Raw genomic sequence first — 13603 nt, 5'->3', positions numbered from 1 at the left:
CACCATGATGCGAAGGTGTGGCGAAGGTCGTGGAACCGGAAGTCCTCGATGCCTGCCCGACGACAGGCTCCCGAGAATGCCTTCCTCGGATTTCCGGTCCGAGTTCCATCAGCTTTGCAGAACAGATAGGACGAGCGGGGACGGGATCGCTGCTCCAAAAGCCCTCGGATAGTCTCCAACGCTTTCGCTGAGAGGGGGACACGCCTGGGCGCGTTGGTCTTGGTCATCTCAAGGTGCAGTTCGCGACGCCGGAAGTCGATGCTGGAGGTTTTGAGACCAAGGAGTTCCTCCTTCCGGAGCCCTGTCTCAACGGCTAGGACCAGGATCGGCTTGAGATCATCCGAAGCCGCCTGGTAGAGATGCGTGAACTCCTCGCGCGTGATGAACCTAGTTCGAGGTCGGCTCTCCTTCAGTGACTTCTTATTGAGGGCTGTGACCGGGTTTGTGTCCACCCAACCCCAGCGGTTGGCCATTGAGAAGACAGAACTCAGGAAAGCCAGATCGCGCCGGATGGTCGCGTCCGTGACGCCCGACCGCTTTCTTGTGCTCACAAACTCGGAAAGGGTTCGACGGGTGATCTCATCCAGATGAAGGTGTCCAAGGAGGCGAGCGCAAACCTTGCCGTTGAACCGATAGCTTTCCAGCGTTCGCGGCTTGAGCGTTGCTTCCTCGAAAAATCTCTCTACGGCGTAGGGGAGCAAATGCCGAGGAGCACTATGTTCCCCACGAGATTTTTGGGCATGCTCCTCTAGGAGACGGTGTAGATACGCTTGAGCCTCGGACTTCTTCGTTGTCTTTGCGGAGCAGCGGACGTGTTGACCACCAAACCGAAACCGCACCCACCAGACGCTTCCTCGACGATAGACCGACGCCATTCAGAACTCCGCGACCATTGCCTCTCGGTGGAGGGTCTCACGGAAAATTAGTTCGTCAAGGATTTCTGGGTCGCATCGTTAGTCCTTCTGGCAGCTACCGGTCGCCGGATCTCGGGACGATTTGAAAACGATCTATGCACGACGAGGGGCAGAAGAGCCGCGCCGGAACGTGGGAAAGGAGGCTCTGCGGAGGGTGCCAAGGAAGGTGGACAGTGAACCTGATGATGTGGGTTAAGAATCCGGACAAAGGCTTGGCCCGAGTGAGCAGGCGACACGGAATACAGCCGTTCGGATCTGTATAGTGGAGTTCCAACTGACACCTACTGCTTACCAGAAGTAGTCATGGTAAACCGAGCAAAAAGGTGAGTCGGGGGCAAAATGTCAGTCTACGATCAAATGTTGGCACACCTGTCTCGCTTCGAGACTGCGCCAGTCCTTTTTGTCGGGGCAGGACTTTCGCGGCGTTATCTTGGATTGGAGAATTGGGAGGCGCTACTCACCCGCTTTAGTAATCTCACAACCAAGCCGTATGCCTATTATCGGGCGCAAGCCAACAACGACCTTCCATCGGTCGCAACCTTGATCGCAGAAGAATTAAACTCGATCTGGTGGACGGATGCCCGGTTTACCGCGAGCAGAGATCAATTCAGCGACATCTGTCTCTCACACAGTTCCGCACTGAAAATCGAGATTGCACGCTACCTAAGCCAGGACGTTGCAGGACGTGCAGTTCCAACTGGGCATGAAGGGGAAGTTGCCTCACTGAAGTCCATTGTTGCGGATGGAGTAATAACCACGAACTGGGATGGCTTCTTAGAGACGATCTTCCCGGACTTTCGCGTTTACATTGGACAAGAGCCTCTTCTTTTTGGGTCACCGCAAGGTATCGCAGAAATATACAAGATTCATGGTTGTTGCAAAGAGCCAAACTCTCTAGTGCTTACGAAAGAAGATTACGACAACTTCCATAAGAAAAATCCTTATCTTGCCGCCAAGCTACTCGCTACATTCATTGAACATCCTGTGGTGTTCTTAGGGTATTCGCTTTCAGATCCCAACATAACTGCCATCATATCTTCGATATCAGGATGTCTGGATGGCGCTACAGTCGCGAAGCTCCAAGATCGCCTGATTTTTGTGGAGTGGGATCAGACCGAGGAAGAGGGTGTGTTCGAAGGAGCAAGTCTGCTCCAAAATGGCATTACGATTCCCGTGAAACGCATTCGAACAGCAGACTTCACGCCTGTTTATGCTGCTATGGGGAAAGTGAAGCGACGCTTCCCGGCGAAACTTCTTCGCAGGCTAAAAGAGCAAGTTTATGATCTTGTGCTCAACAACGATCCACGTGGACGCCTGTTCGTTAAGGACATCAACGCGGGTGCTGAGGAGAAGGATTTCGAGATCGTACTTGGAGTGGGAGCGATCCGGTCTCTTCAGGAAAAGGGCCATGTTGGCTTGAAGAGGTATGACCTTCTAAGGGATGTGGTTTTCGAAGCTAACGATTTGGATTCGAAGAGCGTAATAAAGTACAATCTCGAAGAATTTCTTGCCGGTGCGAAGTATGTGCCGGTTTTTAAGTACCTGAGAGAGGCTGGCTTAGTATCAAAAGCAGGCAAGATAAGAAAAGATGGATTTGGCGCGAGACTAGCAGCGGCAGCAAATGCTAAGCAAAGCTCGTTTCATCCGCCGCATCAATACAAGAAGGCGTTTGAGCGATCTTTTAGCAAAGATGTCTGCCTTGGAGATCTGCAAGAGAAGAGAGGAACTGACGGGATCGTCTTTTTTGCGCCCCTCCTCGAACTTGAAAATATCGACTTGGAGGAGCTACAGGCTTTCTTGAAGGCTGAGTTCGACAAGCAAATGTCTGAGTCGGGGCGGCGGTCGAACTTTTCGCGCCTAATCTGCTTCTATGACTGGCTAAGGAATGGTCCTGGGCGGCAATGAGCTAACGGCAGCATCTGTGGGCCTCACTCATCAAAAAACTCCTCATCAAGCTTTTTGATCGTCAATGTTTCCTCAACCCGGCAGCCGACCCCGTGACGGATCATCAGACGCGCTAGTTGGGAGCCGTCGATTAGAACAATCCGCTTACTCAAAAGCTCGGCTGTCTCCCGAGCAGAGGACGAGAAGGTTGAGGTCGTCACGAACAGGCCCTTGCTAGCCTTGAAGCGATCTAAGCTGCCGAAGAAGTCACGAATTGCCCCGGCTCCGACATTGTTGCCATCCGCATAGCGCTTGGCTTGAACGTAGATGCGGTCTAGGCCGAGTGGGTCTTGGTCGATCACTCCATCTACCCCACCGTCACCCGACTTCCCGACGAGAGCTTTGTCGAGGTCGCTCACAGAACCACCATAGCCCATCGCAATGAGGAGCCTCACCACGACGCTCTCGAAGAACGCGGGTGTGCCAGCTATAACCTTCTGAAGGAGTTCTCCAGCGAGAGCGGCCTCAAGCTCCCGTGCCGCTTTGCGCATTACCTCATCAGGCGTCAGGCTGTCCGCCTCTACAGCCACTGCGGCTGCACTATTGCTCTCTGCTGTCTCCTGGCCCTCACGAAAAGCGCGAAATTCAGCAAACTGTGAAAGGAAGCGGTTATCAATCCGCTCGGGTGCGCTGCTTAGAACCTGATCGCCCCGATTTGTAATCCGAAAGTGAGCGCGCCGAGTTGGCTCCACAAGGCCCGCTTTGCTGAGGAACGACTTCGCCCAATGAACCCGGTTGGAGAACGCAGTTTGCCTGCCCGAGGGCAACAATTGCGCTCGCTCTTCAGGCGTGATCTGAAACTCCTCAGCCAGTCGCTCGACCACATCCCCAATGCGAACCTCGCCCTTCTGAGCCTCCCGCAGGACTGGAAGCATCAGGGTTTGGAAGTCAGGTATGGGCATGGAAACCTCAATTCTGTGCGGCACAAGCAATATCATTGCACTTTAGTCTAGCTGTTAAGCTCTAGCACACTGACTTGCTCTATGGGAAAGGGTCACTAGAGGGCAGACAGGAATGACTCTCCTCAGCAACCAAGAGCCCGCCAGGGCCTCGGACTAATAGGACAGCGAATGCCAACACTCGATTGGATCGGAAAACGAGCGGTTGTGAACCACCACCGCGAAGTGCCCTATCGCCTGGTACATTGTGACAAGGCGAAAAGCGTTGGTGATCCCGATGCTGGCAATCTTCTTGTTCAAGGCGACAATCTTGAGGCCCTGAAGGCGCTGTTGCCCTACTACGCAGGCAAGGTAAAATGTATCTATATCGACCCTCCTTACAACACAGGTAATGAGGGGTGGGTTTATAACGACAATGTAAACGCGCCTGAAATAAAGTCATGGCTCGGTTCAGTTGTCGGCAAAGAAGCAGAAGACTTGTCGCGTCACGACAAGTGGCTATGCATGATGTACCCTCGTCTTCGTCTGCTTAGAGACTTTCTCACGGAAGATGGATCTATATGGGTTTCCTGTGATGATAATGAGGCTCCTTATGCTAGGCTCTTACTAGAAGATATATTTGGCAGAAATAATCTCGTAGCAACCTTCGTCTGGGAAAAGGATAAGGGGCGTCGTGGAGATACAGACGTTTCCGGCGCACACGAATACATACATTGCTTTGCTCGGAAGAAGGAGCACTTCGCTGCCAAGCGGAATCTGCTTCCGCGTTCGCTTCATCAGATTTCTCGGTATCGCAATCCTGATAAAGATCCCAAAGGGGTGTGGCTCCAAGGAGATAACGGGACCGCTAAAAGTGGAACTGAGTCTCTTCGCTATCCAATCACGCTTCCATCAGGCCGAGTTGTCCGACCGCCAGAGGGAAATTACTGGCGCTTTGCTGAGAGCACTTTCGAAGATGCCCTTGCAGATAGCCGGGTGTATTTCGGCGCTGACGGCGACAGCTTGCCTATCATCAAGCGTTATCTTACCGAAGTTCAGGACGGTGTTGTCCCAAGGACATGGATACCGGGCGAGTTAGGTGGAACCAATCAGAGTGCAAAGCGCGATCATCTACGTAAGTTACTGCCCGACCGCGAGCCATTTCCGACGCCAAAACCGGAGGAGTTGCTCTACTTCATTTTACAAATCGCAACCAACCCCGGTGACATAGTTCTTGATAGCTTTGCCGGGTCAGGGACGACTGCGACCTCTGCCCTGAAAATGGGCAGGCGTTTCATTGTCGTAGAAATGGAAGAGCATACAGCGCAATACGCCCTTCCACGGCTACAGAAGGTGATCGCGGGTGAGGATAGTCGCGGAATTACCGGAGACACTGGTTGGACGGGCGGTTCAGGTTTTCGCTTCTGCACTCTAGGCGATCCTCTGTTCGATGCTGATGGGAATGTAAATTCCTCCGTCACATATCCGAATCTTGCTGCCCATGTGTTCTTTTGCGAAACAGGCTCTCCTATTCCGAAGCGCGCTGACGGCTCTTCGCCTCTGATTGGCACTTTTCAGGGACGGGCTATCTACCTCTTGCACTCAGTATCTTCCGTGGAACTTTCAAATCTGAACAGCGGGAGTGTCCTCACGGCCTCCTTACTAGAAGCTCTGCCCAAACCTGAGAATATCCTCGACGGTCCGAGTATCGTGTACGCAGAAGGTTGCTCAGTCCCGGAGGATAGGCTCAGGAATTGTGGGGTGACGTTCAAGCAGATTCCCTATCAAATCGAGGGAGTATGAGCATGAGCGCACCCCTTTTCTCTCTTAAACAGTATCAGATTCAGACGCTTTCAAGCCTTCGGCGGTTTCTTGAGAAGGCTGTCGAGTTCAATGACGCAGACACTGCTTTTTACTCTGTCACAAAGCGACCATACACTTCGCTTCCGGGTCTGCCGGGACTCCCGTACGTATGCCTGCGCATTCCGACAGGCGGGGGCAAAACCATTCTTGCTGCGCACTCGGTAGGCGTTGCAACGGATAGCTTCCTGCGCACTGATAATCCCACAGTTCTCTGGTTCGTGCCCTCACAAGTAATCCGGGATCAGACACTCGCAACTTTGGAAGATCGAGCGCATCCTAATCGTCTGGCTCTTGTTGAGCGGTTCGGTGAAAATATTCGTGTCATGGGTCTCACTGAGGCACTCTATGCAAAGCGTTCAGACTACGATGGTGGAGCAGTCGTAATCGTATCTACGATCCAAGCATTTCGCGTTGAGGACACCGAAGGCCGTAAGGTCTACGATCCCAACGGGGAATTAATGGACCATTTTTCCGTGCTACCAGATGGTCTCCGGTCGATCCTAGAACTTGATACCAATGGCGACCCTGTCCCCTCACTCGCCAATGTCCTTCGCCTTCGCCGTCCGATGGTGATAGTCGATGAGGCTCACAATGCACGGACAACACTTTCCTTTGATACCCTAGCTCGTCTGAAGCCGTCACTGATTGTGGAGTTCACCGCAACACCGGTGACACCGGATGAGCATGATCCGGCAAGAGGCAATTACGCTTCAAATGTGTTGCATCACGTTTCTGCTGCCGAACTCAAGGCCGCAGAAATGATCAAGCTTCCCGTTGTGCTCCGTGGCAGACCAGAGCCAAAGGAAACGATAGGAGATGCAATAGCATGGCTCGATGAGCTTGTGACTCTCGCAGGGGCCGAAGAGAAGAAGACTGGCGAGTTCGTTCGACCTGTCATGCTCATCCAAGCTGAGGCGAGATCGAAGGATCGCCAGACGCTGCATCCCGAAGAGGTCAGAAGGCTTCTTATCGAAGACTTTCGCGTGCCAAAAGACCATGTTGCGGTCGCAACAGGAGATGCTCGTGAAATTGACGGTGTAGACCTGTTCGACCGGTCCTGCCCCATACGCTTCATTATTACTCAACAAGCACTCAAGGAAGGCTGGGACTGCTCCTTCGCCTATGTGCTCTGCTCAATAGCAGAGCAGCGATCTCCCCGAGCGGTGGAGCAGCTTCTAGGACGTGTGCTGCGTCTTCCACGAGCAAAACGTAAACAGCATGAGGAGCTAAACCGGGCTTACGCGTTCGCTACGACAACCAGCTTTCAAAATGCGGCAAATACCCTCCGCGACGGCCTTGTAGGTAACGGGTTTGAGCGGGTGGAAGCCCAAGCCCTTGTTCGCACTGCCCCGGAAGTTATTCGCGGTTTGGAGGAAGGTGGCTCAGCTTTCGTCTTTGAAGAGGCGCTGCCCGAAGGAATTGATGCAAACTCCTTCAAAACCAACATTGAGACGGCAACAGGTGGCCGTGTCGAGGTTGATGTCGCGACTGGCCGGATACGGGCACGCGGCACCCTTACTGACTACGACCGTACCGCAATGCTTTTGGCAGTGCCCAAGGAGGCGTCCCAATCTGTTGTTGCTCTCGTCAACAAATCGCGTGGTGCTCGGCTGAGGTCTACCGAACCAACTGACGCACCAGTTCGGTTCGCGGTGCCCCTCCTGGCTGTCAAGACGCCGAGTGGACCGCAGTTATTTGACCGTGCGCACTTCCTCGATACACCCTGGAAGCTGGAAGAGAGTGATCCAGGGTCAATCCTCGACTTCTTTGTGCCACCTAAGCCTGCGGGCGAAGAGGCACGGTTGGACATCGACAATGGTGGCCAAATCACTGTCGATTTCGTAACCGATCTCCACCAACAGCTTGCGCTAGCCTTGCAGGAGCGAGGATGGACTAAAAATGCTCTGGTGAATTGGCTCGACCGGCGACTACCCTTCTCGTCACGGCGCGACATTACTCGTATCTCGTCCACTCTCTTTATCTCAAAGGTTTTGAATATACTTGAGGAGAAGGCGAATTTGGGTCTTGAGGGTGCAGCCCGAGCTAAGTTCCGGCTTGTCGAGGCACTGGTAAGGACTATCGCAAAGCATCGCGAGATCCGCGAAGCCTCTGCATTTGAGAGGGCTCTGTTCCCGCAGAGCGGGTTAGAGTTCGAGACAAATTCTTCATTGGAACTGGTTTTCGATGAAAGCCGCTACTCTTATAGGCAACCCTACAGAGGCGGCACTAACTTCAAGAAGCACCAGTTTCGCGTCATTGGCGACCTTGAGACGAGTGGAGAGGAATACGACTGCGCCGTCTATATCGAGAATCACCTAGAGACACAGGCTTGGGTCCGCAATACCGTCCAGCCAAACTCATTTTGGCTACAAACCTCCTCGGACAAGTTCTACCCGGACTTCGTTATGCTTCTGAAAGATGGTCGTATTCTTGTCGTGGAGTACAAAGGCGGGCATTTGGCCAGCGCTGACGATGCCAAGGAGAAGCGGCTCATAGGCGAACTATGGGCCGAACGGTCGGCAGGGAAGTGTCTCTTCATAATGGTCGAGAACCGTGAATTTGAGCGCATTGACCGGCTCATTCGGGACAGCCGAGCGGGATAGTTTGTTCCCGTAGTGGAGTTCGGACCTGGAAACTGCGTCGAGCCGAGGTCGGTTCCAATTTTTTGGAGCAGAATTTCGAGGATGATGGAGTGTGTCGCCGTCCTGAACCCGCTGAGCCCGAAAGCCGGGATTGGCTTCTGAGAGGTAAGGAGCAAACTCGCGTGAGCTATGGGTCGTCCTTTGCAGAGATTGCCGCAAAAGTAGGGGTTGAACCCGAGAAGGTCTGTGAAATCGTGCAACTCGCCCTGGAAGAGTTCCACAGGCAGACAGCTATAGGAGATAAGGGGCCTTCCGATGCCGTCATGGAAGCATGTTTCTCATTCGGTGCTGAGGCAGCTTTCCATCTTATTGGCTTGTTCGCGTGCTTTAGTGCCTATCGTGGTAACTTCGATGAGGCAGCGATCTGGGAAGAAGTTGGGATGCGGCTCATTCCTAACGCTTACCAAGAAGGCGTTGATCGCATAGCTCCTTGGTTTTCAGAGCGCTCCCCCGAGCGACTGCGGCACGATGAATATATACACTCTGCACAGTTTGACAGGACATAGTCTCTAAGATGGGCTGGGTACTCAGAGCCAAGTTGCCAAAGAGCCTGAGTTATCAATTGACGTAACATAGTTCGGTGTTATCGTAGGGCATCTTCCACCATTCTGGAGACGCCTTTGACCCCACCGAGCCTGGGTACCCTCCCGATTCAACCCACTCCCTTGGCTGGCTGGCTGCTCAACCATCTTGTTGCCTGTGACGCAGCCTATCCAGGAACACTTCGGCGGTTCCTAACAGCGAGCCCACTACGCCGACAGTGTATGTGCCTCGGCCTCAGCGAGCTAGAGAACGATGCACCTTCCAAACTCGCAATGCGGCTCAATGGCGATCACTATCGAGGGAGCCTCGGGCATGCCGATCCCGTGGAGTACATCGCCCACGTCCTCCTGAATCTGCGGGTCCGAGACGTAATTCGGATGCTCCACCCCAATGCGATTGGTTTAGTGGGAACACTCGGAAAGCTCGGTGCGGGACCGCTCTCCAGAATGGAATACCGTACTCTTGTTGCCCTACATACAGAGCCACGGCATCGGGAGCGGGTGGCTGTTCTTCGGTATCTCCCGCAGATTGCTCGACAAGCGATCCCAATCATTTTGGCACTCCCCGCTCCGTACCTTGGTCTTCCGGCGCTCCAGCGTATAAGGTCGGTCGAGCAAGCGACGGATTTCGAGCGTTCCATTGAACTGATCAAGCTCGTGATCCCAGACACTTCAGATGACGAACTCGTTGCATCGCTAGAGGCTTTGCAGCCCAGCACAAGCATTCGAGATTGGACACGCCGCTGGATCAGCAAAGCGACACGCTTCTGGCAGCCAACTCCGACACTTGATCCGAATGAAATGACTGTTCTGCGGAATGCTGCTGCCGTGCGAGATGCAGCCAGACGGTTCGGGAATTGCCTAGAGACCAAAATTCCTCAGTGTGCCCTTGGGCGCATTGTCTATGTGGAATATCTGCCGAAGTCGTGCATCATCGAGCTTGAATGCCTCGCCTCTGGATGGATCTTTGAGGGAGCGTACGGCCCACAGAATACGGCGGTCGATCCTGAGACGATCAAGCAAATCATCCAGAAGCTCCATGCTGCGGGAGTGCAGATTCGTGCTCATCATATGCAGGCTGGCCGCTACAATCGCGTTGCGCGACTGGCGGGTGCTTTGGATCTCTTCCGAGATGATCTCGACCTGATTCATGATGATCTTGATGACCTTGCGCAAGAGTTCGCCGATGCTGCGTGATGCCATCCCGAATGATCACCAGGATAACAAGACCCATCAAAGCTATCAGGGTGATCGCAAGTCCCCCTTCCAAGAGCGCTGGGACCGAGTTCGTCGCCAGCGCTACGAGCGGGAGAAGGAGCAGCAGGAAGCGCGGGCTCGTTTCCGCCAGCAGCAGTGCAGCAATTCTGGAGCAAACGCGGTGAACCTTGAGTCCATCTTTGCAGAAGGTGATAAGGTTGTTACTGAATGGACCTCCAGCACCGCCGCTTATGGCGACCTTCATATTCGGGAGGATCACACCGCTGAAGATGTAGTGCAGATCCTCTCTGCCGCGCTAACGCGCATGAAGGATGAACGGGACCGTGCGATCTCAGTCGTTTCAAGGCTGATGAAGGAACGAACTCATGCTCGGGCCTACATAGTGGCACGAACCTTGTCTGGTGGACAGTCCAATCCACTCTACGGGAAGGTTGGCCTCGACGAGCAATGCCCAAATCATGTTCTGGCTGCGGCCAGAAAATCATTCCGCAGGGTATTTCACCCGGACTCTCACCCTCCTCACCAGCGGTCAGAGGCAGAACGGCTTTACAAAGAAACAGAAGCCATTTTCGATCAGATCTACGCGCTAAGGAAACTGTGACCCACACGGCGAATGACCCTGCTGACAGCTATGTATCGACTTTCTTAGGGACACCCACTGCCGTGGGTGGTTTTCCTCTGAAAGCTGTCTTCGTGCCTGGGACATCATGCGATCAGAAGAGGCATCGGATCATCAAACGGGTCACGTACCAGTGCATCGCCGGAATGTATCGACTTCGCGCGAGCATGACTCGGGCGCACGGCGACCTGTCTCGGTTGGTAACGAGCACGGCTTGGGTCGTCGGTCATGATGATATCAGGGTGAACGACTGCATAGAGTTCATCGCGCACTGCCTCTGGGTCGATCTGGCGAAGGGTAGTCGGCCATCGTGATCCAAGAGCGGTCAGAAATTCGTTTTCGGTGATTGAACCAAGGGCAGCCATTCCACGGACGCCTCCGTTCTGGCAACACCAAAGGCGCAAATGAATGCCCCTCCACCAGCGGCATACGCCTCTTCTGTAGAAAACAGCATTCCATAAGCTAACACGCCATCGCTTGAAATCATCGAGATCGCCGATCCCGGCATTGATGGTGATTGCATAGATTGGGCTGGTGGCTGAACATAGGAAGTCACGGGCAACGCGGCGAGCGTACCTCCTGGCGCATTTAGCGCACTCGATCCTTGCGCAACGGTGTGCAGAGCAGCATTTCCTGAGCATCCGGTATTTATTGGCCTGTCAATACAAGGCGTCTCAATGGATCTCGCCTGATAAATACAGGGAACCGTTCAGAGAGATTTCAATGCGCCATCACGAGAACGTCCATGCTTCTGCCCACTATTGTATGGCAGCCGCCATCCGAGAGATCGGACAGGCGCTCGGATTGAAAGACGGCTTCGTCGATGATGCGCGTCGTGCCGCTACTCCATACGTCGTTGATGCGGTTGGCCTGAATGGCGAGGATCTACCCTACCACGAATATCTCACCCAGCTTCGGGAGCGCGAGTACTGGTGTGTCCAGCACTGTCCTCGTGATCATGAGATCGAGCCGCTTCGGGAGCGTGGTCGCCTCGTCGGACGCCGTTACAGGTTTGCCCGAGAGTATGACGCAACACTGTTCAAGTTGTTTTTCGGTTGATCCTCTCCGCGTCACACCAGTGACTGCACACTCTTATAGAGAAGGCTCATTCGCAGTTTGCGACTTTGTTGTGGATCGCCGGATACCAGATGAGAGGGGTAAAGGTTTATGGGGTAACTTTCTATCCCGTTTACGTCATCCTGTCCCCGATTCGGTCAATGAATTTCCCATTCCCAAGTGACGCTACTGTCAGCCTTGGATCACAACTGCGATCCATCCGCCATGCTCAGCGGTTCACCCAGCGCCGTGTTGCCCAAGTCACGGGGCTCGATCTCGATACGGTTGCCGGATTGGAGGCGGGAAAGGGAACGGTTGGTTCTCTTGTTCGGGTTCTTGACACTCTCAATGGCAGGATCGCTGGGCAACCCGAAGGAGCCGTTCTTGGAGAGTGGCTCCGTGAACTGCGGCACGCCCGAGGGCTTTCACTTCAGCAAGCAGCGGCTATCGCGAAGATCTCGAAACCAACCGCAATCAAGTTGGAGAGAAGCACAGGCCAGATAGCAAGCCTATTCGCCCTCCTGACCGCGTATGGCCAGCCGCTGCGGCTCGTCACCATTAATAGAGAAGCGAACTCCTGGCATTCGATAGTTCGAGCGCAGCCGACGTTTACGGTCCACCATGGGGATGCGATAGCCGTCTTGCGCCAGTTCGAGAGTGAGCATTTCGACGCCTGCGTGACCGATCCACCGTATGCATTGGGGGACTTTACGCCAAAGCTCGTGACCGAGATCGTACAAGCATGGGCCGAAGGACGAGACTTTGACTTCGCGAACTCGGCGTTCCGAAGCTACCTACAACAGGATTGGTATCAGGATCATTGGGATGATGCATTGCCCCAACCATCTCTCTGGCGCGAGGTATGTCGCAGTCTGAAACCCGGTGGGCATGCATTCGTATTCGCAGCACCCCGAACAGCCGATCTTGTTGCCCTCAGTCTCCGACTGGGTGGGTTCGAGGTCCGCGATCAGATCGCGCGGATCTTCAAAACCGGCCTGCGGCTGGGCATGGATGTCGCAAAAGTTCTTGCGAAACGACCGGTGATGGCTCGGAAGAGATCCGGTCAGATCGTCGGACTCCTCGCCGAGCGACGGCGCTTCCCAACTCCAGGTGGGCGCGTGCCCCCACGGGCGGGCCTTGCGCTGACGCCCGAGAAAATCATGGAGATTGCACCAGAGACGGCCCCGATTTTCGAACGGTTTTCTGGCATTCGGGGCAGTCTCAAGCCAGCACACGACGTGATCATTGTCGCACGCAAGCCGCTACGACGTGGCAATCTCGCCGATAATGTCCTGGAGTATGGCGTCGGCGGCATGGACGTTCGAGCCACTTATCTAAAGGCACAGGATGGTCAGTCGCGGCTGCCTATGAACGTCATTGGTGAATTGAGCGAGGAATTTCATCCATATTTTTATGCGCCACGAGTCTCTGTCCGCGAGCGAGACCGCTACCTTCCAGCCGGAATGAAAAATACTCACCCGACTCTAAAACCGATTGAGCTACTGCGTTGGCTTCTACGGCTATCAACGCAGTCGGGAGCCGCAATTCTTGACCCATTTTGCGGAAGCGGCTCGACCGGGTGCGCTGCCATAATGGAGGAAAGAAAGTTCATTGGGATTGAGCGCGAGGCAGAGTATGTCGAAGTTGCCCGAGCCCGAGTTGCTGGGTGGGCAACCCATTCTAACGGTCGAGACAGCGAACCTCTAAGATAGCACTGTTGACCATTGAGGGCTTTCGTAGATCAGTAGGTCAGATCCCCCTCATGCATTTGGCCCGCTTGCTTTCGGCTTAAAAGTGAAGCCCGCTGTTTACGCAATTCAACCGAACTTCAGCTTGACTTTGAGCATGTCGTTCACATGTTCGAACGTGCAACAAAAAATGGCATATCTAGACCAAATGTCGGGTATCCTGACCGATCTCGAACTCT

Annotated in this window: 11 protein-coding genes; 8 read left to right on the top strand and 3 right to left on the bottom strand. The window is 54.0% G+C overall.

Annotated features, from left to right (window positions below):
* Positions 1-701: tyrosine-type recombinase/integrase (locus VB672_RS22495; RefSeq protein ID WP_329786429.1), on the bottom strand; the 701-nt coding region annotated here is incomplete at its 3' end.
* Positions 702-1253: 552 nt separating this feature from the next.
* On the opposite strand from VB672_RS22495, the gene VB672_RS22490 reads away from it, so the two are divergent.
* Positions 1254-2819, top strand: a complete 1566-nt coding sequence (locus VB672_RS22490) for an SIR2 family protein (protein WP_329786428.1) — start codon at positions 1254-1256, stop codon at positions 2817-2819.
* Between the two features lie 23 nt (positions 2820-2842).
* On the opposite strand, the gene VB672_RS22485 is transcribed toward VB672_RS22490, so the two are convergent.
* Positions 2843-3760: a restriction endonuclease gene (locus VB672_RS22485; RefSeq protein WP_329786427.1), complete on the bottom strand. Its 918-nt coding sequence runs from the start codon at positions 3758-3760 to the stop codon at positions 2843-2845.
* Positions 3761-3928: 168 nt separating this feature from the next.
* Between VB672_RS22485 and VB672_RS22480 the strand changes: the two genes are divergently transcribed.
* From VB672_RS22480 to VB672_RS22460, 5 genes are all read left to right on the top strand, one after another.
* Entirely contained in the window at positions 3929-5539 is a 1611-nt protein-coding gene (locus VB672_RS22480) for a site-specific DNA-methyltransferase (RefSeq protein ID WP_329786426.1), read from the top strand.
* A gap of 2 nt (positions 5540-5541) precedes the next feature.
* Positions 5542-8202, top strand: a complete 2661-nt coding sequence (locus VB672_RS22475; RefSeq protein ID WP_329786425.1) for a DEAD/DEAH box helicase — start codon at positions 5542-5544, stop codon at positions 8200-8202.
* A 161-nt stretch (positions 8203-8363) separates the two neighbouring features.
* Positions 8364-8747, top strand: coding sequence for a hypothetical protein (locus VB672_RS22470; protein ID WP_329786424.1), 384 nt, complete (start codon positions 8364-8366; stop codon positions 8745-8747).
* Positions 8748-9230: 483 nt separating this feature from the next.
* Complete coding sequence (locus VB672_RS22465) at positions 9231-9980, top strand: hypothetical protein (protein ID WP_329786423.1); 750 nt, start codon at positions 9231-9233, stop codon at positions 9978-9980.
* Complete coding sequence (locus VB672_RS22460) at positions 9946-10602, top strand: hypothetical protein (RefSeq protein ID WP_329786422.1); 657 nt, start codon at positions 9946-9948, stop codon at positions 10600-10602. The genes VB672_RS22465 and VB672_RS22460 overlap by 35 nt, the downstream gene beginning before the upstream one ends.
* Before the next feature lie 104 nt (positions 10603-10706).
* Here VB672_RS22460 and VB672_RS22455 read toward each other — a convergent pair whose 3' ends face one another.
* Positions 10707-10985: a hypothetical protein gene (locus tag VB672_RS22455; RefSeq protein WP_329786421.1), complete on the bottom strand. Its 279-nt coding sequence runs from the start codon at positions 10983-10985 to the stop codon at positions 10707-10709.
* Positions 10986-11343: 358 nt separating this feature from the next.
* Between VB672_RS22455 and VB672_RS22450 the strand changes: the two genes are divergently transcribed.
* The gene (locus tag VB672_RS22450) at positions 11344-11679 is read left to right on the top strand and encodes a hypothetical protein (protein ID WP_329786420.1); all 336 of its coding nucleotides are present in this window, start codon (positions 11344-11346) and stop codon (positions 11677-11679) included.
* A gap of 158 nt (positions 11680-11837) precedes the next feature.
* Positions 11838-13388 carry a DNA methyltransferase gene (locus VB672_RS22445; RefSeq protein ID WP_329786419.1) on the top strand — a complete coding sequence of 517 codons (1551 nt, stop codon included), beginning with the start codon at positions 11838-11840 and terminating at the stop codon, positions 13386-13388.
* Positions 13389-13603: the final 215 nt, after the last annotated feature.

Origin of the sequence: Microvirga sp. CF3016 (assembly GCF_036314085.1) — a bacterium.
Taxonomy (GTDB): domain Bacteria; phylum Pseudomonadota; class Alphaproteobacteria; order Rhizobiales; family Beijerinckiaceae; genus Microvirga.
Note: the sequence above shows the minus strand (reverse complement) of the source record. Positions and strands in the feature narration are given on the sequence as shown.

Excerpts from the sequence above, each read along its gene's own strand:
- VB672_RS22455 (WP_329786421.1), bottom strand. The coding sequence starts at position 10,985 with ATGGCTGCCCTTGGTTCAATCACCGAAAACGAATTTCTGACCGCTCTT.
- VB672_RS22460 (WP_329786422.1), top strand. The coding sequence starts at position 9,946 with ATGACCTTGCGCAAGAGTTCGCCGATGCTGCGTGATGCCATCCCGAAT.
- VB672_RS22465 (WP_329786423.1), top strand. The coding sequence starts at position 9,231 with ATGGAATACCGTACTCTTGTTGCCCTACATACAGAGCCACGGCATCGG.
- VB672_RS22485 (WP_329786427.1), bottom strand. The coding sequence starts at position 3,760 with ATGCCCATACCTGACTTCCAAACCCTGATGCTTCCAGTCCTGCGGGAG.
- VB672_RS22490 (WP_329786428.1), top strand. The coding sequence starts at position 1,254 with ATGTCAGTCTACGATCAAATGTTGGCACACCTGTCTCGCTTCGAGACT.
- VB672_RS22475 (WP_329786425.1), top strand. The coding sequence starts at position 5,542 with ATGAGCGCACCCCTTTTCTCTCTTAAACAGTATCAGATTCAGACGCTT.
- VB672_RS22480 (WP_329786426.1), top strand. The coding sequence starts at position 3,929 with ATGCCAACACTCGATTGGATCGGAAAACGAGCGGTTGTGAACCACCAC.
- VB672_RS22445 (WP_329786419.1), top strand. The coding sequence starts at position 11,838 with ATGAATTTCCCATTCCCAAGTGACGCTACTGTCAGCCTTGGATCACAA.
- VB672_RS22450 (WP_329786420.1), top strand. The coding sequence starts at position 11,344 with ATGCGCCATCACGAGAACGTCCATGCTTCTGCCCACTATTGTATGGCA.